Source organism: Citrobacter sp. MGH105, from assembly GCF_001037485.2.
Taxonomy (GTDB): domain Bacteria; phylum Pseudomonadota; class Gammaproteobacteria; order Enterobacterales; family Enterobacteriaceae; genus Citrobacter; species Citrobacter portucalensis.
Genome location: NZ_CP073048.1, coordinates 4,951,385 through 4,977,631, shown reverse-complemented (window position 1 = coordinate 4,977,631; position 26,247 = coordinate 4,951,385). Strand labels below are relative to the sequence as shown.

At 52.9% G+C, this 26,247-nt stretch carries 22 protein-coding genes and 1 rRNA gene; 19 read left to right on the top strand and 4 right to left on the bottom strand.

Annotated features, from left to right (window positions below; translation table 11 throughout):
- Positions 1 to 184: 184 nt before the first annotated feature.
- A complete protein-coding gene (gene metE / locus SK35_RS23785; RefSeq protein WP_048215216.1) occupies positions 185 to 2,446 on the top strand; it encodes a 5-methyltetrahydropteroyltriglutamate--homocysteine S-methyltransferase in 2,262 nt (753 codons plus the stop codon).
- A gap of 96 nt (positions 2,447 to 2,542) precedes the next feature.
- On the opposite strand, the gene SK35_RS23780 is transcribed toward metE, so the two are convergent.
- A complete protein-coding gene (locus SK35_RS23780) occupies positions 2,543 to 3,349 on the bottom strand; it encodes a dienelactone hydrolase family protein (RefSeq protein WP_003828924.1) in 807 nt (268 codons plus the stop codon).
- Positions 3,350 to 3,614: 265 nt separating this feature from the next.
- On the opposite strand from SK35_RS23780, the gene udp reads away from it, so the two are divergent.
- The 9 genes from udp to tatD all read left to right on the top strand — a co-directional run bounded on the left by udp (position 3,615) and on the right by tatD (position 11,556).
- Entirely contained in the window at positions 3,615 to 4,376 is a 762-nt protein-coding gene (gene udp / locus SK35_RS23775) for a uridine phosphorylase (RefSeq protein ID WP_003828923.1), read from the top strand.
- A gap of 140 nt (positions 4,377 to 4,516) precedes the next feature.
- Entirely contained in the window at positions 4,517 to 5,947 is a 1,431-nt protein-coding gene (rmuC, locus tag SK35_RS23770; RefSeq protein WP_156174784.1) for a DNA recombination protein RmuC, read from the top strand.
- 94 nt (positions 5,948 to 6,041) lie between these two features.
- Positions 6,042 to 6,797, top strand: a complete 756-nt coding sequence (gene ubiE, locus SK35_RS23765; protein ID WP_003017897.1) for a bifunctional demethylmenaquinone methyltransferase/2-methoxy-6-polyprenyl-1,4-benzoquinol methylase UbiE — start codon at positions 6,042 to 6,044, stop codon at positions 6,795 to 6,797.
- A 13-nt stretch (positions 6,798 to 6,810) separates the two neighbouring features.
- On the top strand, positions 6,811 to 7,416 hold the full coding sequence (gene ubiJ, locus SK35_RS23760) for a ubiquinone biosynthesis protein UbiJ (protein ID WP_003828918.1): 606 nt from the start codon (positions 6,811 to 6,813) through the stop codon (positions 7,414 to 7,416).
- Positions 7,413 to 9,053: a ubiquinone biosynthesis regulatory protein kinase UbiB gene (gene ubiB / locus SK35_RS23755; protein ID WP_003828916.1), complete on the top strand. Its 1,641-nt coding sequence runs from the start codon at positions 7,413 to 7,415 to the stop codon at positions 9,051 to 9,053. Before ubiJ ends, ubiB begins: the two co-directional genes overlap by 4 nt.
- A gap of 78 nt (positions 9,054 to 9,131) precedes the next feature.
- A complete protein-coding gene (gene tatA, locus SK35_RS23750) occupies positions 9,132 to 9,386 on the top strand; it encodes a Sec-independent protein translocase subunit TatA (protein ID WP_003017888.1) in 255 nt (84 codons plus the stop codon).
- Positions 9,387 to 9,389: 3 nt separating this feature from the next.
- Positions 9,390 to 9,938 carry a Sec-independent protein translocase protein TatB gene (gene tatB / locus SK35_RS23745; RefSeq protein ID WP_048215215.1) on the top strand — a complete coding sequence of 183 codons (549 nt, stop codon included), beginning with the start codon at positions 9,390 to 9,392 and terminating at the stop codon, positions 9,936 to 9,938.
- A 2-nt stretch (positions 9,939 to 9,940) separates the two neighbouring features.
- Positions 9,941 to 10,732 carry a Sec-independent protein translocase subunit TatC gene (tatC, locus tag SK35_RS23740; protein WP_003828911.1) on the top strand — a complete coding sequence of 264 codons (792 nt, stop codon included), beginning with the start codon at positions 9,941 to 9,943 and terminating at the stop codon, positions 10,730 to 10,732.
- A 41-nt stretch (positions 10,733 to 10,773) separates the two neighbouring features.
- Positions 10,774 to 11,556: a 3'-5' ssDNA/RNA exonuclease TatD gene (tatD, locus tag SK35_RS23735; protein ID WP_032945714.1), complete on the top strand. Its 783-nt coding sequence runs from the start codon at positions 10,774 to 10,776 to the stop codon at positions 11,554 to 11,556.
- Positions 11,557 to 11,561: 5 nt separating this feature from the next.
- Here tatD and rfaH read toward each other — a convergent pair whose 3' ends face one another.
- Positions 11,562 to 12,050, bottom strand: a complete 489-nt coding sequence (gene rfaH / locus SK35_RS23730) for a transcription/translation regulatory transformer protein RfaH (RefSeq protein WP_003017881.1) — start codon at positions 12,048 to 12,050, stop codon at positions 11,562 to 11,564.
- A 204-nt stretch (positions 12,051 to 12,254) separates the two neighbouring features.
- Here rfaH and ubiD point away from each other — a divergent pair, with 204 nt between their 5' ends.
- The 4 genes from ubiD to SK35_RS23710 all read left to right on the top strand — a co-directional run bounded on the left by ubiD (position 12,255) and on the right by SK35_RS23710 (position 16,622).
- Positions 12,255 to 13,748: a 4-hydroxy-3-polyprenylbenzoate decarboxylase gene (ubiD, locus tag SK35_RS23725; RefSeq protein ID WP_048215214.1), complete on the top strand. Its 1,494-nt coding sequence runs from the start codon at positions 12,255 to 12,257 to the stop codon at positions 13,746 to 13,748.
- Between the two features lie 40 nt (positions 13,749 to 13,788).
- A complete protein-coding gene (gene fre, locus SK35_RS23720) occupies positions 13,789 to 14,490 on the top strand; it encodes an NAD(P)H-flavin reductase (RefSeq protein ID WP_003828903.1) in 702 nt (233 codons plus the stop codon).
- Between the two features lie 228 nt (positions 14,491 to 14,718).
- Positions 14,719 to 15,645 carry an ROK family protein gene (locus SK35_RS23715; RefSeq protein ID WP_048215213.1) on the top strand — a complete coding sequence of 309 codons (927 nt, stop codon included), beginning with the start codon at positions 14,719 to 14,721 and terminating at the stop codon, positions 15,643 to 15,645.
- The gene (locus tag SK35_RS23710) at positions 15,642 to 16,622 is read left to right on the top strand and encodes a LacI family DNA-binding transcriptional regulator (protein WP_032945721.1); all 981 of its coding nucleotides are present in this window, start codon (positions 15,642 to 15,644) and stop codon (positions 16,620 to 16,622) included. The genes SK35_RS23715 and SK35_RS23710 overlap by 4 nt, the downstream gene beginning before the upstream one ends.
- 154 nt (positions 16,623 to 16,776) lie before the next feature.
- On the opposite strand, the gene fadA is transcribed toward SK35_RS23710, so the two are convergent.
- Both fadA and fadB read right to left on the bottom strand, forming a co-directional pair.
- Complete coding sequence (fadA, locus tag SK35_RS23705; protein ID WP_003828895.1) at positions 16,777 to 17,940, bottom strand: acetyl-CoA C-acyltransferase FadA; 1,164 nt, start codon at positions 17,938 to 17,940, stop codon at positions 16,777 to 16,779.
- A gap of 9 nt (positions 17,941 to 17,949) precedes the next feature.
- Positions 17,950 to 20,139 carry a fatty acid oxidation complex subunit alpha FadB gene (gene fadB, locus SK35_RS23700; RefSeq protein ID WP_048215212.1) on the bottom strand — a complete coding sequence of 730 codons (2,190 nt, stop codon included), beginning with the start codon at positions 20,137 to 20,139 and terminating at the stop codon, positions 17,950 to 17,952.
- Positions 20,140 to 20,327: 188 nt separating this feature from the next.
- Between fadB and pepQ the strand changes: the two genes are divergently transcribed.
- From pepQ to SK35_RS23675, 5 genes are all read left to right on the top strand, one after another.
- The gene (pepQ, locus tag SK35_RS23695; protein WP_048215211.1) at positions 20,328 to 21,659 is read left to right on the top strand and encodes a Xaa-Pro dipeptidase; all 1,332 of its coding nucleotides are present in this window, start codon (positions 20,328 to 20,330) and stop codon (positions 21,657 to 21,659) included.
- Positions 21,659 to 22,273 (top strand): IMPACT family protein, encoded by a 615-nt coding sequence (locus SK35_RS23690; protein ID WP_003017851.1) that lies wholly within the window; start codon positions 21,659 to 21,661, stop codon positions 22,271 to 22,273. The genes pepQ and SK35_RS23690 overlap by 1 nt, the downstream gene beginning before the upstream one ends.
- A 38-nt stretch (positions 22,274 to 22,311) precedes the next feature.
- Positions 22,312 to 23,763 (top strand): Trk system potassium transporter TrkH, encoded by a 1,452-nt coding sequence (gene trkH, locus SK35_RS23685; protein ID WP_003017848.1) that lies wholly within the window; start codon positions 22,312 to 22,314, stop codon positions 23,761 to 23,763.
- An 11-nt stretch (positions 23,764 to 23,774) separates the two neighbouring features.
- Positions 23,775 to 24,320 carry a menaquinone-dependent protoporphyrinogen IX dehydrogenase gene (gene hemG / locus SK35_RS23680; protein WP_032945724.1) on the top strand — a complete coding sequence of 182 codons (546 nt, stop codon included), beginning with the start codon at positions 23,775 to 23,777 and terminating at the stop codon, positions 24,318 to 24,320.
- Positions 24,321 to 24,698: 378 nt separating this feature from the next.
- Positions 24,699 to 26,240 (top strand): 16S ribosomal RNA (locus SK35_RS23675).
- Positions 26,241 to 26,247 lie beyond the last annotated feature (7 nt).

Sequence of the window (26,247 nt, the reverse complement as noted above, 5' to 3'; positions counted from 1 at the left end):
ACCGCCAATTATGGATGTGTAAACATCTGGACGGCTAAAATCCTTCGTCTTTTAAATTTATGGTGCGTTGGCTTCGTTTCCCCACCCCAGTCACTTACTTCAGTAAGCTCCTGGGGATAAGTAAACTTGCCGCCTTCCCTAAATTCAAAATCCATAGGATTTACATATAATTAGAGGAAGAAAAATGACAATATTGAATCACACCCTCGGTTTCCCTCGCGTTGGCCTGCGTCGCGAGTTGAAGAAAGCGCAAGAAAGCTACTGGGCGGGAAATTCTTCCCGTGAAGATTTGCTGACCGTTGGCCGCGAGCTGCGTGCCCGCCACTGGGATCAGCAGAAGCAGGCGGGCGTTGACCTGCTGCCGGTGGGTGATTTTGCCTGGTACGATCACGTGCTGACTACCAGCCTGCTGCTCGGCAACGTTCCGGCTCGCCATCAAAATAAAGACGGCTCGGTCGATATCGATACCTTATTCCGCATTGGCCGTGGCCGCGCACCAACGGGTGAACCCGCGGCGGCGGCAGAAATGACCAAATGGTTTAACACCAACTATCACTACATGGTGCCAGAGTTCACTAAAGGTCAGCAGTTTAAACTGACCTGGACCCAACTGCTGGATGAAGTGGACGAAGCGTTGGCGCTCGGTCACAAGGTGAAGCCTGTGCTGCTGGGGCCGGTAACCTACCTGTGGTTGGGTAAAGTGAAAGGCGAACAGTTTGACCGCCTGAGCCTGTTGAACGACATTCTGCCGGTTTACCAGCAGGTGCTGGCCGAGCTGGCGAAACGCGGTATTGAGTGGGTGCAGATTGACGAACCCGCTCTGGTGCTGGAATTGCCGCAAGCGTGGCTGGACGCCTTCAAACCAGCTTATGACGCGCTGACGGGTCAGGTGAAGCTGCTACTGACCACTTACTTCGAAGGCGTAACGCCAAACCTGGATACCATTACCGCCCTGCCGGTACAGGGGCTGCACGTTGACTTCGTGCACGGCAAAGATGATGCAGCCGAGCTGCACACGCGTCTGCCAGCCGACTGGCTGCTGTCAGCGGGGCTGGTGAACGGCCGCAACGTCTGGCGTGCCGATCTCAGCGAAAAATACGCACAAATCAAAGATATCGTCGGGAAACGTAACCTGTGGGTGGCTTCTTCCTGCTCCCTGCTGCATAGCCCAATCGATCTCAGTGTGGAAACCCGCCTTGATGCAGAAGTGAAGATCTGGTTTGCCTTCGCGTTGCAAAAGTGCGGCGAGCTGGCGCTGCTGCGCGATGCGTTGAATAGCGGTGATACGGCAGCAATTGTCGAGTGGAGCGCACCGATTCAGGCTCGTCGTCACTCTACCCGCGTACACAACGCCACAGTGGAAAAACGTCTGGCGGCAATCACCGCCCAGGACAGCCAGCGCGCTAACGCTTATCCGGTTCGTGCCGAGGCGCAACGTGCCCGCTTTAATCTGCCGGCATGGCCGACTACGACTATCGGTTCATTCCCGCAAACCACAGAAATTCGCGGCCTGCGCCTGGACTTCAAAAAGGGCAACCTGGATGCTGGTAACTATCGCACTGGAATTGCGGAACATATTAAACAGGCGATTGTTGAACAGGAACGTCTTGGTCTCGACGTGCTGGTACACGGTGAAGCCGAGCGTAATGACATGGTCGAATACTTTGGCGAACACCTGGACGGCTTCGTCTTTACCCAGAACGGTTGGGTGCAGAGCTACGGCTCTCGCTGCGTGAAGCCGCCGGTGGTGATTGGCGACGTCAGCCGCCCGGAAGCGATCACCGTGGAGTGGGCGAAATATGCCCAGTCGCTGACCGACAAACCGGTAAAAGGCATGCTGACCGGTCCGGTGACCATTCTCTGCTGGTCATTCCCGCGTGAAGACGTGACGCGTGAAACCATCGCGAAGCAGATCGCGCTGGCGCTGCGTGATGAAGTGGCGGATCTGGAAGCGGCGGGTATCGGCATCATCCAGATTGATGAACCGGCACTGCGCGAAGGTTTACCACTGCGTCGCAGCGACTGGGCGGCGTATCTGGAGTGGGGAGTGGAGGCCTTCCGCATTAACGCGGCGGTAGCGAAGGATGAAACCCAGATCCACACCCACATGTGTTATTGCGAGTTCAACGACATCATGGACTCCATTGCGGCGCTGGATGCGGACGTGATCACCATTGAAACCTCGCGCTCTGATATGGAGTTGCTGGAATCGTTTGAAGAGTTCGACTATCCGAATGAAATCGGGCCGGGCGTATACGATATTCACTCGCCGAACGTTCCGAGCGTGGAGTGGATTGAAGCCCTGTTGAAGAAAGCCGAGCAGCGCATTCCAGCAGAACGTCTGTGGGTGAACCCGGACTGCGGCCTGAAAACCCGCGGCTGGCCGGAAACCCGTGCCGCGCTGGCGAACATGGTCAAAGCGGCGCAGAATCTGCGTCAGGCGTAATTCGGTGCCCGGGAAGCGCTGGTGCTTACCCGGGTTACAGGAAATCGCAATAGTTGTAGGCCCGGTCAGGCGTCGCTGCCACCGGGCAATTAACGTTTATTTCTTCCCACCGTATTGCACGAACCACTCCAGCATTCTCTGCCAACCGTCTTTCGCGGACTCTTCGTGATAGCTCGGGCGATAATCGGCGTTGAACGCATGTCCGGCATCGGGATAGACCACGATTTCCGCTTTAGCATTGGCGGCGCGTAGCGCCTGGCGCATTGTTTCAACGGTATCTTGCGGAATGCTGGTGTCCTGGCCGCCATAAAGCCCCAAAACGGGGGCGTTAAGATCGGTTGCGATATCAACGGGATGTTTTGGCGAGTTGAGGGTTTTGTCACCCACCAGTTTGCCATACCACGCCACGGCCGCTTTTAACTGCGGATTATGTGCGGCATACAGCCAGGTGATGCGTCCACCCCAGCAAAATCCGGTGATCATCAACTGGTGCGCATCTCCTCCGTTGCGGGAGGCCCAGCTAGCGACGTGGTCCAGATCGGCCAGTACCTGAGAGTCAGGCACTTTGGCGACAAGGCCACTAAGCAGCGTAGGGATATCGGCAAAGTCATTGGGATCGCCTTCGCGAAAATAGAGTTCTGGTGCGATAGCCAGATACCCTTCCAGAGCCAGACGACGGCAAACGTCACGAATGTGCTCATGAATACCAAAAATCTCCTGCACGACAATGACTACGGGCAGCAGGCCATCAGTCTGTTTTGGTCGTGCGTGATACGCTGGCATATCATCGCCTTGTGAAGGTATAGACGTTACACCGGCGATAATTGCATTATCCGGGGTGTGAACCGTGGTAGACGTCGGTGGAGATACAGCAGGTGCAAAGCCAGATTGTCGTGTTGTCATGGTATTCTCCGTACCCTTAAATATTCAGCAAAAAAGCGCATTGTTAACTATAGACACATGCAACGAACCACATTGCCTTAAACGGTCTATCTTTTGTGCAGGGCTTACTTATATCGCATCATTTATGTGATAAAGATCACTATTTAATGGTAATCGAATGCAATTGATTTACATCATAGTGATGACTGTCACGAAAATATGTTTATGCCTTCGGTAAAGTGTGTTTTTGCTTCTTCTGACAAAACCGATTCACAGAGGAGTTTTTATGTCTAAGTCTGATGTTTTTCATCTCGGCCTCACTAAGAACGATTTACAAGGGGCTACGCTTGCTATCGTCCCTGGCGACCCGGAGCGTGTGGAAAAGATCGCCGCGCTGATGGATAAGCCGGTTAAGCTGGCATCACATCGCGAGTTCACCACCTGGCGTGCTGAGCTGGATGGTAAAGCCGTGATCGTTTGCTCTACCGGTATCGGCGGCCCGTCCACCTCTATTGCCGTAGAAGAACTGGCACAGCTGGGCATTCGTACCTTCCTGCGTATCGGTACGACTGGCGCTATCCAGCCGCATATCAACGTGGGTGATGTACTGGTTACCACTGCATCTGTTCGTCTGGACGGTGCAAGCCTACACTTCGCACCAATGGAATTCCCGGCCGTTGCGGACTTCGAGTGCACCACCGCGCTGGTGGAAGCGGCGAAATCTATCGGCGCCACCACTCACGTGGGTGTTACTGCGTCTTCTGACACCTTCTACCCAGGCCAGGAGCGTTATGACACCTTCTCTGGTCGCGTCGTGAGCCGTTTCAAAGGCTCAATGGAAGAGTGGCAGTCTATGGGCGTCATGAACTACGAAATGGAATCTGCTACGCTGCTGACCATGTGCGCAAGCCAGGGTCTGCGTGCCGGTATGGTCGCAGGTGTTATCGTGAACCGTACTCAGCAAGAGATCCCTAATGCGGAAACGATGAAACAAACGGAAAGCCACGCGGTGAAAATCGTGGTAGAAGCCGCGCGTCGTTTACTGTAATTCTCCCTTCTATTCAAAAAGGCCGACGCGTTCGGCCTTTTTATTTTGCGTAGTGCCTCGCAGGAAATTCCTTTTAAACTGGACGTTTATACAGCACAATTCTATTTTGAGCGGGTAAGTCGTTGCTGTAAGGGGGCGTTGTGGATATTTCAATTATGATGAGTGCCATGTTGGCGTTAGCCGCAGGGCTACTGGTAGGGTGGCTGGCGACGAAAGCACGCGCCGATCAAATCCGTGCCGACCTCATCGAAGAGCGACGTGAACTGGATATTGCGCTAAGCGCCGCTCGCCAGCAGCTCTCGCAGGAAGCTCACTGGCGTGATGAGTGCGAACTACTCAATAACGAATTACGCAGTCTGCACAGTATCAACACCTCTCTGGAAGCCGATCTCCGTGAAGTCACTACCCGGCTGGAAGCAACGCAACAGCATGCGGAAGATAAAATCCGCCAGATGATCAACAGCGAACAGCGTCTGAGCGAACAGTTTGAAAATCTGGCGAATCGTATTTTTGAGCACAGCAACCGCCGTGTTGATGAGCAAAATCGCCAAAGTCTGAACAGCCTGCTTGCGCCGCTTCGTGAACAACTGGACGGTTTTCGTCGCCAGGTTCAGGATAGCTTTGGTAAAGAGGCACAAGAACGCCATACCCTGGCACACGAAATTCGTAATCTCCAACAACTGAATGCGCAGATGGCGCAGGAAGCGGTAAACCTGACGCGGGCATTAAAAGGCGATAACAAAACGCAGGGTAACTGGGGAGAGGTCGTACTTACGCGGGTACTCGAAGCCTCTGGTCTGCGTGAGGGTTATGAATATGAAACCCAGGTCAGCATCGAAAACGACGCCCGTTCGCGAATGCAGCCTGATGTCATCGTTCGGCTACCGCAGGGTAAAGATGTGGTGATCGATGCGAAAATGACGCTGGTCGCCTATGAGCGCTATTTTAACGCAGAAGATGAATACACCCGCGAAAGTGCATTGCAGGAGCACATCGCCTCGGTGCGCAACCATATTCGACTACTGGGGCGCAAAGATTATCAGCAGCTTCCTGGGCTGCGTACGCTTGACTATGTGTTGATGTTTATCCCCGTTGAGCCCGCTTTTTTGCTGGCGCTCGACAGACAGCCCGAACTGATTACCGAAGCGCTTAGAAATAACATTATGCTGGTGAGCCCTACCACGCTGTTGGTGGCATTGCGCACGATCGCCAACCTGTGGCGCTACGAGCATCAGAGTCGTAATGCGCAACAAATTGCCGATCGGGCCAGCAAACTTTATGACAAGATGCGGTTGTTTGTGGATGATATGTCGGCAATAGGTCAAAGCCTGGACAAAGCCCAGGACAACTACCGACAGGCGATGAAAAAACTCTCTTCCGGTCGTGGAAACGTCCTGTCGCAGGCAGAAGCGTTTCGTAGTTTAGGCGTGGAAATTAAGCGCGAGATTAATCCTGAGCTGGCTGAACAAGCTACTACACAGGATGAAGAATACCGCTTGCGCTCGGTCCCTGAGACGCAACAAGATGCATCTTACCACGATGATGAAGCGGTAAATCAGCAATCAAACTAGTCCATTTGGGGTAGTTGAACCCGGCAGAAGGGTAGGGCAAATTGGCCCAATCTGTTACACTTCTCGAACATTTTTTGGATGAGCAGGCACTGAGATGGTGGATAATTCACAAGAAACGACGCACTTTGGCTTTCAGACCGTCGCTAAAGAGCAGAAAGCTGACATGGTGGCCCACGTTTTTCATTCTGTGGCGTCTAAATATGACGTTATGAATGACTTAATGTCATTTGGCATTCATCGTTTGTGGAAGCGCTTCACCATTGATTGCAGTGGCGTGCGTCGCGGGCAAACCGTTCTCGATTTAGCAGGCGGTACCGGCGATCTGACGGCGAAATTCTCTCGCATGGTTGGTGAAACCGGCAAAGTTGTGCTGGCGGATATCAATGACTCAATGCTCAAAATGGGTCGCGAAAAGCTGCGTAATATTGGCGTGGTAGGTAACGTTGAGTACGTTCAGGCGAATGCGGAAGCATTACCTTTCCCTGACAACACGTTTGACTGCATCACCATCTCTTTCGGTCTGCGCAACGTAACGGATAAAGACAAAGCATTACGCTCCATGTACCGCGTATTGAAGCCAGGCGGACGTCTACTGGTGCTGGAATTCTCCAAACCCATCATCGAACCGTTGAGCAAAGCCTACGACGCATACTCTTTCCATGTTCTGCCGCGCATAGGTTCAATGGTAGCAAGCGATGCGGATAGCTACCGTTATTTGGCGGAGTCTATCCGTATGCATCCCGATCAGGACACCTTAAAAGCAATGATGCAAGATGCCGGGTTCGAAAGCGTTGATTACTACAACCTGACAGCAGGTGTCGTTGCGCTGCATCGTGGTTACAAGTTCTGACAGGAGAGTGGGGATGCCTTTAAAACCCTTAGTAACCGCAGGCGTTGAAAATCTGCTCAACACCTTTCTGTACCGTTCTCCTGCGCTGAAGTCAGCCCGAACGCGTTTACAGGGTAAGGTGCTGCGTGTTGATCTCAAAGGATTTTCAACACCGTTAGTCCTGGTATTTAGCGAGCGCCAGGTCGATGTGCTGGGGGCATGGGAAGGCGAAGCCGATTGCACCGTAATCACATATGCCAGTGTGTTACCGAAATTGCGTGATCGACAGCAACTCACCACGCTTATCCGCAGCGGTGAGCTGGAAGTCCAGGGCGATATCCAGGTAGTACAGAACTTTGTTGCGCTGGCCGATCTGGCGGAGTTGGATCCTGCAGAACTGTTAGCACCCTATACCGGCGATATCGTCGCGGAAGGGGTCAGCAAAGTCTTGCGTGGTGGAGCGAAGTTCCTGTGCCATAACTTTCAGCGCCAGCAGCGCTATGTCGCCGAAGCGATCACTGAAGAGTGGCGCATGGCTCCTGGTCCACTAGAGGTTGCATGGTTTGCGGAAGAAACAGCAGCCGTTGAGCGCGCGGTTGAATCTCTGGCCAAACGGCTGGAAAAACTGGAGGCCAAATGACGCCAGGTGAAGTACGGCGCCTTTATTTCATCATTCGCACTTTTTTAAGCTACGGTCTTGATGAACTCATCCCCAAAATGCGAATCACGCTGCCGCTTCGGTTGTGGCGTTACTCATTGTTCTGGATGCCCAACCGACATAAAGACAAACCGCTGGGAGAAAGGCTGAGACTGGCTTTACAGGAACTCGGCCCGGTGTGGATCAAGTTTGGGCAGATGCTCTCCACCCGTCGTGACCTTTTCCCTCCGCACATCGCCGATCAGCTTGCGCTATTGCAGGATCGGGTTGCCCCGTTCGATGGGCTTAGAGCGAAAAAACAAATCGAAGAGGCCATGGGCGGGCTGCCCGTCGAGGAATGGTTTGATGATTTTGAAATCACTCCGCTGGCATCTGCGTCTGTTGCTCAGGTTCACACTGCGCGATTGAAATCGAATGGCAAAGAGGTAGTGATCAAAGTTATTCGCCCGGACATACTGCCGGTCATCAAAGCGGATTTAAAACTGATCTACCGCCTGGCTCGTTGGGTTCCTCGTCTGCTACCAGATGGGCGTCGCCTGCGACCAACAGAAGTCGTCCGTGAATATGAAAAAACGTTGATCGATGAACTGAATCTGCTGCGCGAATCGGCGAACGCCATTCAGCTACGACGTAATTTTGAAGATAGTCCGATGCTGTACATCCCGGAAGTGTATTCCGACTATTGCAGTCAGAACATGATGGTGATGGAGCGCATTTACGGTATCCCGGTTTCAGATGTCACCACGCTTGAGAAGAACGGCACCAATATGAAACTGTTGGCCGAGCGTGGTGTTCAGGTCTTCTTTACTCAGGTATTCCGCGACAGCTTTTTCCATGCGGATATGCACCCCGGGAACATTTTTGTCAGTTATGAGCACCCTGAAAACCCGAAATACATTGGTATTGATTGTGGGATTGTGGGCTCTTTAAACAAAGAAGATAAGCGCTACCTGGCTGAAAACTTCATTGCGTTCTTTAACCGCGATTACCGCAAAGTTGCTGAACTGCACGTGGATTCTGGTTGGGTTCCGCCGGATACCAACGTAGAAGAGTTTGAATTTGCCATTCGTACCGTGTGCGAGCCGATTTTTGAAAAGCCGCTGGCGGAGATTTCCTTTGGTCACGTGCTGTTGAATCTGTTCAACACTGCGCGCCGCTTCAATATGGAAGTTCAGCCTCAACTGGTATTGCTCCAGAAGACGCTACTGTACGTTGAAGGTGTCGGACGACAACTCTACCCTCAGTTAGATTTGTGGAAAACGGCTAAGCCATTCCTCGAATCCTGGATTAAAGATCAGGTCGGTATTCCGGCGCTCGTTAGGGCATTTAAAGAAAAAGCACCGTTCTGGGTCGAAAAAATGCCAGAAATACCTGAACTGGTGTATGACAGTTTGCGCCAGGGCAAATATTTACAGCACAGTGTTGATAAGATTGCCCGCGAGCTTCACGCGAATCATGTACGCCAGGGACAATCCCGTTATTTATTGGGCATTGGCGCAACATTGTTGCTAAGTGGAACATTCCTGCTGGTAAGCCGCCCTGAGTGGGGGCTTATGCCGGGCTGGTTAATGGCGGGAGGCGTCATAGCCTGGTTGATCGGCTGGCGCAAAATGCGCTGAATTTTTCATCGCCCAAGGCAGGTCGTGTAACGTATACTACGGCCTTATTAATTCATCATCTATGACAGAGGAACATGTATGGGTGGTATCAGTATTTGGCAGTTGTTGATCATTGCCGTCATCGTTGTACTGCTATTTGGCACCAAGAAACTCGGCTCCATCGGTTCCGATCTTGGCGCGTCGATCAAAGGCTTCAAAAAAGCGATGGGTGATGATGAGCCTAAGCAAGATAAAACCAGCCAGGACGCTGATTTTACTGCTAAATCCATCACCGATAAGCAGGGTGAAGTGAAAAAGGAAGACGCCAAAAGCCAAGATAAAGAGCAGGTATAATCCGTGTTTGATATCGGTTTTAGCGAACTGTTATTGGTGTTCGTGATCGGCCTCATTGTTCTGGGGCCGCAACGATTACCTGTAGCGGTAAAAACGGTTGCTGGCTGGGTTCGCGCTTTGCGTTCCCTTGCAACTACTGTTCAGAATGAACTGACCCAGGAGCTTAAGCTTCAGGAGTTTCAGGACAGCCTGAAGAAAGTAGAGAAAGCGAGCCTGACAAATCTGACCCCGGAGCTGAAAGCGTCAATGGATGAGCTGCGTGAAGCGGCGGAATCGATGAAGCGTTCTTACAGCGTGCACGATCCTGAGAAAGCGAGCGATGAAGCGCACACTATCCATAATCCGGTGGTGAAAGAAGGTGAAGCGCAGCGAGAAGGGGTAACCCCTGCTGCCGCTGAAAACCAGGCCAGTTCGCCGGAGCAAAAACCGGAATCCACGGGTGCTAAAACGCCAGAGCAGACGGAAAAGACTTCCGCCACGTTGATGGATGCAGAAAAGAAAGCTGCCGCACCTGTTGTCGAATCCTCCCCCTCGTCGAGTGATAAACCGTAAACATGGCTGTAGAAGATACCCAACCGCTCATTACGCATCTTATCGAGCTGCGTAAGCGACTCCTGAACTGCATTATTGCGGTTATCGTGATCTTTCTGGCGTTGGTTTACTTTGCCAACGACATTTACCATATGGTTGCGGCACCGCTGATTAAACAGATGCCGCAGGGTGCAACGATGATCGCCACCGATGTGGCCTCACCGTTCTTTACCCCTATAAAGTTAACCTTCATGGTGTCGCTGATCCTGTCAGCGCCAGTGATCCTCTACCAGGTGTGGGCATTTATTGCGCCTGCTTTGTACAAACATGAACGTCGCCTGGTTGTGCCGCTGCTGGTCTCCAGCTCGTTGTTGTTCTACATCGGCATGGCATTCGCCTATTTTGTCGTCTTCCCGTTGGCGTTTGGTTTTCTGGCTAACACGGCTCCGCAAGGCGTGCAGGTATCGACGGACATTGCCAGCTATCTCAGCTTCGTAATGGCGCTATTTATGGCTTTCGGTGTCTCTTTTGAGGTCCCTGTCGCCATTGTGCTGCTATGCTGGATGGGCATTACGACACCTGAAGATTTACGTAAGAAACGACCTTACGTTGTGGTGGGAGCATTCGTCGTCGGGATGTTACTGACCCCGCCAGATGTCTTCTCGCAAACGTTGTTGGCGATACCGATGTACTGCCTGTTTGAAGTGGGCGTTTTCTTCTCTCGTTTCTATGTCGGTAAGCGACGTACGCGAGATGAGGACAACGAGGCTGAAGAAGCAAAAGAAGCCGAAGCCACCGAGAAAACAGAAGAGTAAATTCAACCGCCCGTCAGGGCGGTTGTCATATGGGAGGTAGCATGTTTGATATTGGCGTTAATTTAACCAGTTCACAATTTGCGAAAGACAGGGATGATGTTGTGGCGCGCGCCTTTGCTGCGGGCGTAAACGGTATGCTTCTGACCGGAACAAACCTGCACGAAAGCCAGCAGGCGCTGAAGTTGGCGCAACATTATCCGCATTGCTGGTCCACGGCTGGCGTGCACCCGCATGACAGTAGCCAATGGCAATCCTCAACGGAAGACGAGATTATCGCGCTGGCAAACCAGTCTGAGGTGGTCGCTATTGGCGAGTGCGGTCTGGATTTCAATCGCAATTTCTCCACGCCACAGGAGCAGGAACGTGCTTTTGAGGCACAACTGCGCATTGCCGCTGAACTGCAGATGCCGGTTTTCATGCATTGTCGGGATGCCCATGAGCGTTTTCTGACGTTGCTGGAGCCGTGGCTGGATAGTCTCCCGGGCGCGGTGCTGCACTGTTTTACCGGAACGCGGCAGGAGATGCAGGATTGTGTGGACCGAGGGCTTTATATTGGTATTACCGGCTGGGTCTGTGATGAGCGCCGTGGGATGGAACTGCGGGAACTGCTGCCGTTTATTCCGGTAGAAAGACTACTGATCGAAACCGATGCGCCTTACCTACTTCCTCGCGACTTAACGCCTAAACCGACGTCACGGCGCAATGAACCGGCGCACCTGCCACATATTCTTGAGCGTATTGCCCACTGGCGCGGAGAAGATCCTCAATGGCTGTCAGCAACCATTGATGCTAACGTCCGAACGTTGTTCGAAGTGACCTTCTAAACGGCTTAAATTTTTCGAAAACCGGTATTTTTCACGCTCTGCTTAACTTCTTTATTCAACAGGTTAAGCAGTAGCATGGAACGCGCTTCGCCATCCGGTTCGGTGAAGATCGCTTTTAGCCCCTCAAATGCCCCTTCAGTAATAATCACGCTGTCCCCTGGCTGAGGAGTTTGCGGGTCCACAATACCTTCAGGCTTGTAGATAGAAAGCTGGTGAATAACGGGAGAAGGGACGGTCGCAGGCGTCGCGCCAAAACGGACGAAATGGCTGACACCACGCGTGGCATTGATAGTGGTGGTGTGGATCACTTCCGGGTCGAACTCGACAAACATGTAATTAGGGAATAGTGGTTCACTGACTGTGGTACGTTTACCGCGCACTATTTTTTCCAGGGTGATCATAGGCGTCAGACAGTTCACCGCCTGTCTTTCCAGGTGTTCCTGGGCTCTCTGAAGTTGCCCACGTTTGCAGTACAGTAAATACCAGGATTGCATAATAACTCTTATCCGCTTGTTCTGAGCGCAAGCATAGCAAAAGCCATGCGTTAAGTTAATTATACCCACCTCAACGCAGGCTGAAACCCAATGGGTATATACGCCCGGGGCTTATATGTATCGCCAGAGTTCACGCTAATTTAACAAAAATACAGCATCACAATGATGAACGCCGTATAATGAAGCGCTTACGAAGAGGCCACAATGGACGCCATGAAATATCACGATTTACGCGACTTCCTGACGCTGCTTGAACAGCAGGGTGAGCTCAAACGCATTTCGCTTGAGGTGGATCCCCATCTGGAAATTACTGAAATTGCCGATCGCACTCTGCGTGCCGGTGGGCCTGCGTTACTGTTTGAGAATCCGAAAGGCTATTCAATGCCGGTGCTGTGTAACCTGTTTGGCACACCAAAGCGTGTTGCGATGGGGATGGGACAAGAAGATGTCTCGGCGCTACGAGAAGTCGGTAAACTGTTGGCGTTTTTGAAAGAGCCAGAGCCACCGAAAGGATTCCGCGATCTGTTTGATAAGCTGCCGCAGTTTAAGCAGGTGTTGAACATGCCGACTAAGCGGTTGCGCGGTGCGCCTTGTCAGCAAAAAATCTACTCGGGCGATGACGTTGATTTAAACCGCATTCCGATTATGACCTGCTGGCCGGAAGATGCCGCGCCGCTGATTACCTGGGGGCTCACCGTAACGCGTGGTCCGCATAAAGAGCGGCAGAATCTGGGCATCTATCGTCAGCAGCTGATTGGCAAAAACAAGCTCATTATGCGCTGGCTGTCCCATCGCGGCGGCGCGCTTGATTACCAGGAGTGGTGCGCAGCGCATCCGGGTGAACGCTTCCCGGTTTCTGTGGCGTTAGGAGCAGATCCTGCGACCATTCTGGGGGCCGTGACGCCGGTCCCTGATACATTATCCGAGTACGCATTTGCCGGGCTGTTGCGCGGAACCAAGACCGAAGTGGTTAAATGTATTTCCAACGACCTGGAAGTGCCTGCCAGCGCTGAAATCGTGCTGGAAGGGTATATTGAACCGGGCGAGCTGGCTCCGGAAGGGCCGTATGGCGATCATACCGGCTACTACAACGAAGTAGATAGCTTCCCGGTCTTTACCGTCACGCACATTACCCAGCGTGAAGATGCAATTTATCACTCTACCTATACCGGACGCCCGCCAGATGAACCCGCGGTGCTCGGCGTGGCGCTGAACGAAGTCTTCGTGCCTATTCTGCAAAAGCAGTTCCCGGAAATCGTCGATTTTTATCTACCTCCGGAAGGCTGTTCTTATCGCCTGGCCGTCGTGACGATGAAAAAACAGTACGCTGGTCATGCCAAACGCGTCATGATGGGCGTTTGGTCGTTTTTGCGTCAGTTTATGTACACCAAATTTGTTATTGTTTGCGATGATGACGTCAACGCACGCGACTGGAATGATGTGATTTGGGCAATTACTACCCGTATGGACCCGGCCCGGGATACGGTACTGGTAGAGAATACGCCAATTGATTACCTGGACTTTGCCTCGCCGGTTTCCGGCCTTGGTTCAAAAATGGGGCTGGATGCCACAAATAAATGGCCGGGCGAAACCCAACGCGAATGGGGACGTCCGATTAAAAAGGTTCCTGAAGTGACTGCGCGCATTGACGCAATTTGGGATGAACTGGCCATCTTTAATGACGGCAAAAGCGCCTGAGGCGCGATCGTTTTGCCTATTGATCCGACAGAGAGAGCGCATGACAACCTTAAGCTGTAAAGTGACCTCGGTAGAAGCTATCACTGACACCGTATATCGCGTTCGTTTAGTGCCAGACGCGGCATTTTCCTTTCGTGCTGGCCAGTATTTAATGGTCGTGATGGATGAAAGGGATAAGCGTCCGTTCTCCATGGCATCAACGCCGGACGAGCAAGGATTCATTGAGCTGCATGTTGGCGCCTCTGAGCTAAATCTTTACGCCATGGCTGTGATGGACCGTATTCTGAAAGACCGGGAAATCAAGGTCGACATTCCGCATGGCGAAGCCTGGCTGCGAGATGAAGACGAGCGCCCGCTGATCCTGATTGCCGGTGGTACAGGTTTCTCTTACGTGCGTTCTATTCTGCTTACCGCGCTGGCGCGTAATCCAAATCGCGATATCACCATTTACTGGGGTGGTCGCGAGGAGAAGCATCTCTACGATCTCTCCGAGCTGGAAGCGCTGTCTGTGAACCACCCGAATCTGCGCGTTGAGCCGGTGGTGGAACAGCCTGAAGACGGCTGGCGTGGTCGTACGGGAACCGTGTTAACGGCAGTATTGCAGGATTACGGTACCCTGGCGGAGCATGATATCTACATCGCTGGTCGTTTCGAAATGGCCAAAATCGCGCGCGATCTGTTCTGTAATGAACGCAGTGCGCGTGAAGATCGCCTGTTTGGCGACGCTTTCGCGTTCATTTAAGCGCTGTGCGCCGGAGTCCTTCCGGCGCATTCCTCACCAACCTTACTTCTTCTAACAGGGTGCAAGCCCGGTCTCGTTGTTTCTCTTTTTCACCACGTTTTTTAGTAAACATGTTTTTCCTATCTATTAATCACAAAACTTAGCTTTTGTGACAGGTCTCTTTTTGTTTAGTAAACAAAATTGGCAAACTAGACGCAATCAAATTGCAAGGCGCAAACGAGGAAGACCATGAGACTCGGACTGGATATTGGCGGGACTAAAATCGAAGCGGTGGTGATTGATAACGCGGGTGAAATTGTTTACCGCGAGCGATGCGCGACACCAAAGCAGAGTTACGGTGATTTTTTCCAGGCCGTGACGGAGATGATTGCTAAGGCCAGACTGGCCGTTAATCAGCCTTTATCGGTTGGCGTTGGGGTGCCCGGTGCGGTGGATAGCGAGGGGTTAATTAAGAACTCCAACATCCTGGTGCTGAATCAACAGGCCTTTGCGCAAGACCTTGAGCGAGCATCAGGAATGCCAGTGCCGGTTACCAATGATGCCAACTGCTTTACCTTGTCGGAAGCGATGGACGGTAGCGGACACGGGCATAGCGTGGTATTTGGCGTGATCCTCGGTACCGGTTGCGGCGGTGGACTATGCATCGATAACCGCTTGATCTCTGGACCTAACGCCTGCGCAGGAGAGTGGGGGCATAATGCATTGCCGCGCTACCACGAATCTCAGGACGGGACTGGAGTGACATGCTATTGCGGACAGTTGAACTGTATTGAAAGTTTTATTTCCGGTAGCGGTCTGGAACGTCAGTATATGAATCACACCGCGCAGCATGTGGGTGTGCCACAAATTATGCAACAGGTAGAATCGGGTGATGCGGATGCCTGCTTTGTATGGGAACGCTATTGCGATCAACTGGCGCGTGCGTTGGCAAGCGTGGTGAATACGCTCGATCCCGATGTCATTGTGTTGGGGGGCGGGGTATCCAATATCGATTTACTGTATTCGGGTTTACAGGCGCGAGTGGCGCAGTACGTATTTGGTAAGCAGTGCCGCACACCGATAGTTCGGGCCCGTCACGGCGACAGCAGCGGCGTACGCGGCGCGGCCTGGCTGGGGGCGCAACAAGCCATAGTAGAATCAATGAGAGTGAAATGACGAAACCTGTACGTATCAGAGATATTGCCGAAGCTTGTGGTGTTTCAGTTGGTGCAGTTTCCCGCGCCCTAAAAGGGCAGCCGGGGCTGCGTGAAGACACCCGGCTGCGCATTATTTCTGTGGCGCAGCAGCAGGGTTATGATTTTTCCCGTCTGCGCACTGACAAGATCAAACGCGTCCTGTTTTTGCTTCACCGCCAGCACAATATCAGCCGGGCATTGCCATTTTATTCTCAACTGCTGCTGGGGATAGAAGATAATTGTCGTGACCATGGTATTGCGCTGAGCTTTCTCTCCATTGGCCCAGGCGATGCAGTAAGTGAGCAGGTGCTGCTGCACCAGCCTGATGCACTGATCTGTGCCGGATTTTTTGAGCCTGAATTACTTGGTTTGCTGCAACAGATGAAGCTGCCGTTGGTGCTGGTGGATCTCTGGGCGCCGGGCCTGCCTTGCGTGAATCCGGACAACACCCAGGGCGGTTATCTGGCTACACAACATTTGATTGCACAAGGTCGCAGCCGTATTGCTTTTCTTGCCAGCACGCTTGCGCACTACAGCATCCGTCAGCGCGAGAAGGGTTACCGTCAGGCATTGTATGAGGCCCGTTTGCTAATGCCGCCAGAGTATGAAGCCATTGCGCCGCCGCTGCTGGATACCGAGCAATCTTTGGTGGAGGCGGTGAATGAATTGCTCAGTCTGCCAGAGCCGCCCGACGCTATTTTTGCCTATAACGATGCGGCAGCGCTGGTTGTTCAACGGGTGTGTGCGCAGCAGGGTATACGTATCCCGGAAGATCTTGCGCTGGTTGGGTTTGATGATATCGATGCTGCGGCCTGGTCACATCCACCACTCACCACCATTGCGGTTGATAAACAACAATTGGGGCGTGAAGCGCTGCGTTTATTGCTGGAAGAAAATCAGGAAGAGAATCTGCTGTTGCCGGTGCAGTTAGTGGTACGTGGTAGTTCAGAGAAATAAAAAACCCGCCCCTGACAGGCGGGAAGAACGGCAACTAAATTGTTTTACAATGGCATTTGTGTTGTAGGCCGGATAAGACGCATCAGCGTCGCCATCCGGCATAGTCGCCGGGGGCGCTTCGCTTGCCCGGCCTACAATAAGTCACATGCTTTGATTAAACTCGCTCAAATACCGTTGCGATGCCCTGGCCTAACCCGATACACATCGTCGCCAGGCCAAACTGTACGTCTTTGCGTTCCATCAGATTGAGCAGGGTGGTGCTGATACGCGCCCCAGAGCAACCCAACGGATGGCCCAAAGCGATCGCCCCGCCGTTGAGGTTGATCTTCTCATCGATCTGCTCCATCAGCCCCAGATCTTTAATGCACGGCAGGATCTGAGCGGCAAAGGCTTCGTTCATCTCAAACAAACCGATATCGCTGGTGGAGAGTCCCGCTTTTTTCAGCGCCAGTTTTGAGGCCGGAACCGGACCATAACCCATAATTGAAGGGTCGCAACCAACAACAGCCATCGAACGAATACGGGCACGCGGCGTCAGACCCAGCTCACGGGCGCGGCTTTCGCTCATGACCAGCATCGCCGCTGCGCCGTCGGAGAGCGCGGAGGAGGTACCGGCAGTGACCGTTCCGCTAACCGGATCGAACGCCGGGCGCAGGGTGGAGAGCGCTTCAACGGTTGTCTCCGGACGGATAACCTCATCGTAGTTAAACTGCTTCAGTACGCCGTCGGCATCATGGCCGCCGGTCGGGATGATTTCGTTTTTAAATGCGCCAGACTGTGTTGCAGCCCAGGCGCGAGCATGTGAACGTGCGGCGAAAGCATCCTGCATTTCACGGCTGATGCCGTGCATGCGAGAGAGCATTTCCGCAGTCAGACCCATCATTCCCGCGGCTTTTGCCACGTTGCGGCTCATGCCCGGATGGAAATCAACGCCGTGGCTCATTGGTACATGGCCCATATGCTCCACGCCGCCAATCAAGCACGCCTGAGCATCGCCGGTCATGATCATGCGTGCCGCGTCGTGCAGCGCCTGCATTGATGAACCGCACAGGCGGTTGACCGTGACGGCTGGAACGGAGTGCGGAACTTCCGCCAGCAGCGCGGCGTTACGGGCGATGTTGAAACCCTGCTCCAGCGTTTGCTGCACACAGCCCCAGTAAATATCATCAAGCGCGGATGGCTCCAGCGCAGGATTTCGCGCCAGCAGGCTACGCATTAAGTGTGCGGAGAGATCTTCTGCCCGCACGTTACGAAACGCGCCCCCTTTCGAACGGCCCATCGGGGTACGGATCGCATCAACAATTACAACCTGTTCCATTGTGACTCCTTAAGCCGTTTTCAGGCTGCCAACCGGGCGGGCAGGCTCAACCTGGGGATAATACGGTTCGTTATGGCGCGCCTTATCACGCAGACCAGCCGGAACTTCATACAGTGCTCCGAGGTGCTGATACTGCTGGGCCATATCGAGATACTTCGCGCTGCCGAGCGTATCCAACCAGCGGAACGCGCCACCATGGAACGGAGGGAAGCCCAGGCCATAAACCAGCGCCATATCGGCTTCTTCCGGGCTGGCGATAATGCCTTCTTCCAGACAACGCACCACTTCGTTGACCATTGGGATCATCATGCGAGCGATAATCTCTTCATCACTGAAGTCGCGTTTCGGCTGGCTGACTTCTGCCAGCAGATCGTCAACGGTGGCATCCTCTTCTTTCTTCGACTTGCCCTTGTTGTCTTCTTTATAACGCCAGAATCCAAGACCGTTTTTCTGTCCGAAACGGTTCGCATCAAACAGGGCGTCTATCGCGTCGCGATAATCTTTCTGCATACGCTGAGGGAAGCCTGCGGACATCACTGCCTGCGCGTGATGTGCGGTATCAATTCCCACCACGTCCAGCAGATAGGCCGGGCCCATCGGCCAGCCAAACTGTTTTTCCATGACTTTGTCGACTTTGCGGAAATCCGCCCCATCGCGCAGCAGCTGGCTGAAACCGGCAAAATACGGGAACAGCACGCGGTTCACGAAGAAACCGGGGCAGTCGTTGACCACAATTGGGGTTTTGCCCATCTGGCTTGCCCAGGCGACAACTTTGGCGATGGTTTCATCCGAGCTTTTCTCGCCGCGAATGATCTCAACCAGTGGCATGCGGTGTACTGGGTTAAAGAAGTGCATCCCACAGAAGTTTTCCGGGCGCTTGAGCGCGCTGGCCAGCTCGTTGATTGGGATGGTGGAGGTATTTGAAGCCAGTACGGTGTCCGGGCGTACCTGATCTTCGGTTTCTGCCAGTACCGCTTTTTTCACTTTCGGGTTTTCCACGACAGCTTCAACCACCACGTCCACACGCTCAAAACCGCTATAGTCGAGGGTTGGATGAATAGTGGAAATCACGCCCGCCATTTTCAGACCGTCAATTTTGCCGCGCTCAAGCTGTTTGTTCAGCAGCTTGGCCGCTTCGGTCATGCCCAGCGTTAATGATTTGTCATTGATATCTTTCATGACAACCGGCACGCCTTTCCAGGCTGACTGGTAAGCGATGCCGCCGCCCATAATGCCCGCGCCCAGCACCGCAGCTTGCTTCGGTGCTTCAATATTTTTGGTGAGTTTTTTGGCTTTGGCTTTGACGAACTGATCGTTAAGGAAGATCCCAACCAGCGCGCGAGCTTCACTGGTGTGCGCCAGTGGAACAAAGCTTTTATTTTCCAGATTCAGCGCTTCTTCACGGCCAAAACGGGCCGCTGCTTCAATGGTTTTTACCGCGGTAATCGGCGCGGGATAATGCTTCCCTGCCGTCTGTGCCACCATGCCTTTAGCGATGGTAAAGCTCATAGCCGCTTCAATTTTGCTGAGTTTCAACGGCTCCAGCTTCGGCTGACGTTTGGCCTTCCAGTCGAGGTCGCCGTTAATCGCCTGACGTAATACCGCTATCGCGCCATCAAGCAGTTTGTCTTGCTTCACTACGCCATCGACCAGGCCGATTTTTAGCGCCTGCTCAGCACCAACATCCTTACCTGCCGCAATAATTTCCAGCGCGCTGTCCGCACCCAGCATACGTGGCATACGCACAGAGCCGCCAAAGCCCGGCATAATGCCCAGCTTGGTTTCCGGCAGGCCAATGCGCAGGTCCGGCGTTGCCAGACGATAATCGGTTGCCAGAACACACTCGCAGCCGCCACCCAGCGCGTAGCCGTTTACCGCGGAGAGGGTCGGAACAGGCAGATCTTCGAGGCGATTAAAGACGCTGTTGGCAAAATGCAGCCACTGGCTCAGTTGTTCTTCAGGCACGAGGAACAGTGAAAGGAATTCGGTGATATCGGCACCAACAATAAAGGCTGCTTTGTTAGAACGCAGCAGCAGTCCTTTTAAATTCGGTTGTTTTTCCAGCACATCAAGCGCATGGCCCAGGCTGGCAACGGTGGCCGTGTCGAGTTTATTGACCGAACCAGGGGCATCGAACACCAGTTCGGCGATGCCATCTTCCAGCCAGTCGAGGTACAGGGTGTCGCCTTTGTAAAGCATGTCAGTCTCCTGAATCCGCAAGGTGATCTGGTCATACCAGATGAATCGAAGTGTGTGTTTTATGTTAATAAAATGCAAATAAATGATTAAAGAAATGACGATTCGATCACGCTCGGCAGAAATCACGCACTCACAAAGCGATGTGCTAAGATGCGGAGACTTGAGGTCAAAAAACAGAAGGATAGAAAATGGAATCGCTGGCCGCACTCTATAAAAATCATATCGTTACCTTACAGGAACGGACGCGCGACGCGCTGGAACGCTTCAAACTGGATGCGTTACTTATTCACTCTGGCGAACTTGTTAACGTCTTTCTCGACGATCATCCATATCCGTTTAAGGTCAATCCACAATTTAAAGCCTGGGTGCCTGTAACACAGGTTCCTAACTGCTGGTTGCTGGTGGATGGCGTAAACAAGCCGAAACTGTGGTTCTACCTGCCGGTCGATTACTGGCACAACGTTGAGCCGCTACCAACCTCTTTCTGGACGGAAGAAATCGAGATCATCGCGCTGCCGAAAGCGGATGGTATCGGTAGCCAACTGCCTGCTGCTCGCGGCAATATCGGTTACATCGGCCCGGTTCCGGAACGTGCGCTGCAACTGGACATCGCGGCCAGCAACATCAACCCGAAAGGGGTGATCGACTACCTGCATTATTACCGCGCCTATAAAACGGATTACGAACTGGCCTGTATGCGCGAAGCGCAGAAAATGGCGGTAAATGGACACCGTGCCGCAGAAGAAGCGTTCCGTTCCGGAATGAGCGAGTTTGACATCAACCTCGCTTACCTGACTGCCACCGGTCACCGCGACACAGACGTGCCATATAGCAACATCGTGGCGCTTAACGAGCATGCTTCGGTTCTTCATTACACCAAGCTGGATCATCAGGCACCGTCTGAAATCCGCAGCTTCCTGCTCGATGCTGGTGCGGAATACAACGGTTATGCGGCAGATCTGACGCGTACCTGGTCGGCGAAAAGCGACAATGACTATGAGCATCTGGTGAAAGACGTTAACGACGAAGAGCTGGCGCTGATTGCCACCATGAAAGCAGGCACCAGCTACGTGGATTATCACATTCAGTTCCATCAGCGCATCGCGAAGCTGCTGCGTAAGCATCAAATCATCACCGATATGAGTGAAGAGGCGATGGTGGAAAACGATCTTACCGGGCCGTTTATGCCGCACGGTATCGGTCACCCGCTGGGTCTGCAGGTACATGATGTCGCTGGCTTTATGCAGGACGACAGCGGTACTCATCTGGCCGCACCGTCGAAATATCCTTACCTGCGTTGCACCCGCGTACTGCAACCGGGCATGGTTCTGACCATCGAACCGGGCATTTACTTCATTGAATCTCTGCTGGCGCCGTGGCGTGAAGGGCAGTTCAGCAAGCACTTCAACTGGCAGAAAATTGAAGCACTGAAACCGTTCGGCGGTATTCGTATTGAAGACAACGTGGTGGTCCACGAAAACAATATCGAAAACATGACGCGGGATTTGAAACTGGCGTAATGGACAGTTGGTTAATCCCTGCGGCGCCGGTTAGCGTCGTCGAAGAGATCAAAAAAAGCCGCTTCATTACGCTGCTCGCCCATACGGACGGCGTAGAAGCGGCAAAAGCGTTTGTTGAGTCAGTCAAAGCGGAACACCCGGACGCCCGACACCATTGTGTGGCGTGGGTGGCGGGTGCGCCCAATGACTCGCAGCAGCTGGGATTTTCAGACGATGGCGAACCGGCGGGTACGGCAGGTAAACCGATGCTCGCGCAGCTGATGGGGAGCGGCGTCGGTGAGATTACCGCTGTAGTCGTGCGCTACTACGGCGGTATCCTTCTCGGTACTGGAGGGTTGGTAAAAGCCTACGGTGGCGGTGTGAATCAGGCGTTGCGCCAGTTAACGACACAGCGCAAGACGCCATTAACCGAATATACTTTGCAGTGTGAGTACGGTCAGCTGGCAGGCATTGAAGCCTTGCTGGGGCAGTTTGACGGTAAAGTCGTTGCCAGTGATTACCAGGCTTTTGTTCGGCTCAGGGTGGCGCTTCCTTTTGCCAAAGTGGATGAGTTTTCGGCAAAACTGGCGGATTTTAGTCGTGGTTCATTGCAATTGTTAGCGATTGAAGAATAATCCCCACCTCATTTTAAAGAACTAAGGAAGCGGCAGAGATGCATTTTCGCGCCATCACCCGAATCGTTGGACTACTGGTCATCTTATTCTCGGGGACAATGATTATCCCCGGACTGGTAGCGCTCATCTACCGCGATGGGGCTGGGCGTGCATTCACCCAAACTTTCTTCGTTGCTCTGGCGATCGGCTCCATGCTGTGGTGGCCAAACCGTAAAGAGAAGGGTGAGCTGAAATCGCGTGAAGGATTTCTGATTGTCGTTTTGTTCTGGACCGTTCTGGGCAGTGTGGGTGCGCTACCGTTCATCTTTGCAGAAAGCCCTAACCTAACGATAACCGACGCTTTTTTTGAATCCTTTTCCGGATTAACCACTACAGGTGCGACGACGCTGGTGGGGCTGGATTCATTGCCACACGCGATTCTCTTTTATCGCCAGATGCTGCAATGGTTCGGCGGGATGGGGATCATCGTGCTGGCGGTGGCTATCCTACCTATTCTTGGTGTTGGTGGGATGCAGCTCTATCGTGCAGAAATGCCGGGGCCGCTGAAAGATAATAAAATGCGCCCGCGTATTGCCGAAACGGCGAAAACGCTGTGGCTAATCTATGTATTACTGACGGTGGCGTGCGCGCTGGCGCTATGGTTTGCCGGGATGCCCGCGTTTGACGCCATAGGGCACAGTTTTGCCACAATCGCCATCGGTGGTTTTTCCACACACGATGCCAGCGTGGGGTATTTCGACAGTCCCACGATTAACACCATCATTGCTATCTTCTTGCTGATCTCCGGTTGTAACTATGGTCTGCACTTCTCTTTATTAAGTGGGCGTAGTCTGAAGGTCTACTGGCGGGATCCGGAATTCCGCATGTTTATCGGCGTGCAGCTGACGCTGGTGGCAGTCTGTACGCTGGTGCTATGGATACACAATACCTATGGCTCGGCGCTCACGACGATCAACCAGGCCTTTTTCCAGGTGGTATCGATGGCGACGACAGCCGGATTTACCACGGACAGTATTGCCCGCTGGCCGCTGTTTCTGCCAGTGCTTTTGCTGTGTTCTGCTTTTATCGGCGGCTGTGCCGGGTCGACGGGCGGTGGCTTGAAGGTGATTCGTATCCTGCTGCTGTTTAAGCAGGGTAACCGCGAATTGAAACGACTGGTCCATCCGAATGCGGTTTACAGTATCAAACTGGGTAACCGTGCGTTGCCGGAGCGAATTCTTGAAGCCGTATGGGGATTCTTCTCTGCCTATGCGCTGGTCTTTATTATCAGTATGCTGGCGATTATTGCGACCGGTGTTGATGACTTCTCCGCGTTTGCCTCTGTTGTGGCAACGTTGAATAACCTGGGGCCAGGACTGGGGGTTGTCGCCGACAACTTTGCCAGTATGAACCCTGTGGCGAAGTGGATCCTGATTGCCAATATGCTGTTTGGTCGTCTGGAGGTCTTTACTCTGCTGGTGCTCTTTACCCCTACCTTCTGGCGTGAATAATGGAGTAACACGTGAAAACACTGATTCTTTTTTCTTCCCGGGACGGACAAACGCGTGAAATCGCTGAGTATCTGGCTTCTGAACTCAAAGAGCTGGGCGTTTGGGCAGATGTTGTTAATTTGCATCGTACCGCGGAGCCGGACTGGCAAAATTATGACAGCGTGGTAATTGGCGCCTCGATTCGCTACGGTCATTACCATGCTGCTTTTCAGGAGTTTGTGAAAAAGCATGCCACACGGCTGAATTCGATGCCGAGCGCGTTCTACTCCGTAAACCTGGTTGCCCGTAAACCGGAGAAACGTACGCCGCAAACCAACAGCTATGCGCGTAAGTTCTTGATGAGTTCGCCGTGGCGACCAGACCACAGCGCAGTCATTGCGGGTGCTTTGCTGTATCCACGCTATCGCTGGTATGACCGCGTTATGATCCAACTGATAATGAAGATGTCAGGCGGTGAAACGGATACGAATAAAGAAGTGGTGTATACCGATTGGGAACAGGTTGCGAGATTCGCGCGAGAAATAGCCCAATTAACCAACAAAGCGTTGTTAAAATAAGCGCAAAGAATAAAAAATACGCACTCGGAAGATTATTTTAAATTTCCCCTTGTCAGCCTGAAATAACTCCCTATAATGCGCCTCCACTGACACGGAACAACGGATTACAAGCCGCCGGGTCAGCGGGGTTCCACTGAGAACTTCGGCGAAGAAAGCGAAATTAAATGCTTGACTTCGTAGCGGGATGGCGTAATATGCACACCCCGCGCCGCTGAGAAAAAGCGAAGCGGCACTGCTCTTTAACAATTTATCAGACAATCTGTGTGGGCACTCGAAGATACGGATTCTTAACGTCGCAAGACGAAAAATGAATACCAAGTCTCAACGAGTGAACACGTAATTCATTACGAAGTTTAATTCATTGAGCATCAAACTTTTAAATTGAAGAGTTTGATCATGGCTCAGATTGAACGCTGGCGGCAGGCCTAACACATGCAAGTCGAACGGTAGCACAGAGGAGCTTGCTCCTTGGGTGACGAGTGGCGGACGGGTGAGTAATGTCTGGGAAACTGCCCGATGGAGGGGGATAACTACTGGAAACGGTAGCTAATACCGCATAACGTCGCAAGACCAAAGAGGGGGACCTTCGGGCCTCTTGCCATCGGATGTGCCCAGATGGGATTAGCTAGTAGGTGGGGTAACGGCTCACCTAGGCGACGATCCCTAGCTGGTCTGAGAGGATGACCAGCCACACTGGAACTGAGACACGGTCCAGACTCCTACGGGAGGCAGCAGTGGGGAATATTGCACAATGGGCGCAAGCCTGATGCAGCCATGCCGCGTGTATGAAGAAGGCCTTCGGGTTGTAAAGTACTTTCAGCGAGGAGGAAGGCGTTGTGGTTAATAACCGCAGCGATTGACGTTACTCGCAGAAGAAGCACCGGCTAACTCCGTGCCAGCAGCCGCGGTAATACGGAGGGTGCAAGCGTTAATCGGAATTACTGGGCGTAAAGCGCACGCAGGCGGTCTGTCAAGTCGGATGTGAAATCCCCGGGCTCAACCTGGGAACTGCATCCGAAACTGGCAGGCTAGAGTCTTGTAGAGGGGGGTAGAATTCCAGGTGTAGCGGTGAAATGCGTAGAGATCTGGAGGAATACCGGTGGCGAAGGCGGCCCCCTGGACAAAGACTGACGCTCAGGTGCGAAAGCGTGGGGAGCAAACAGGATTAGATACCCTGGTAGTCCACGCCGTAAACGATGTCGACTTGGAGGTTGTGCCCTTGAGGCGTGGCTTCCGGAGCTAACGCGTTAAGTCGACCGCCTGGGGAGTACGGCCGCAAGGTTAAAACTCAAATGAATTGACGGGGGCCCGCACAAGCGGTGGAGCATGTGGTTTAATTCGATGCAACGCGAAGAACCTTACCTACTCTTGACATCCACGGAATTTAGCAGAGATGCTTTAGTGCCTTCGGGAACCGTGAGACAGGTGCTGCATGGCTGTCGTCAGCTCGTGTTGTGAAATGTTGGGTTAAGTCCCGCAACGAGCGCAACCCTTATCCTTTGTTGCCAGCGATTCGGTCGGGAACTCAAAGGAGACTGCCAGTGATAAACTGGAGGAAGGTGGGGATGACGTCAAGTCATCATGGCCCTTACGAGTAGGGCTACACACGTGCTACAATGGCATATACAAAGAGAAGCGACCTCGCGAGAGCAAGCGGACCTCATAAAGTATGTCGTAGTCCGGATTGGAGTCTGCAACTCGACTCCATGAAGTCGGAATCGCTAGTAATCGTGGATCAGAATGCCACGGTGAATACGTTCCCGGGCCTTGTACACACCGCCCGTCACACCATGGGAGTGGGTTGCAAAAGAAGTAGGTAGCTTAACCTTCGGGAGGGCGCTTACCACTTTGTGATTCATGACTGGGGTGAAGTCGTAACAAGGTAACCGTAGGGGAACCTGCGGTTGGATCACCTCCTTACCTTAAA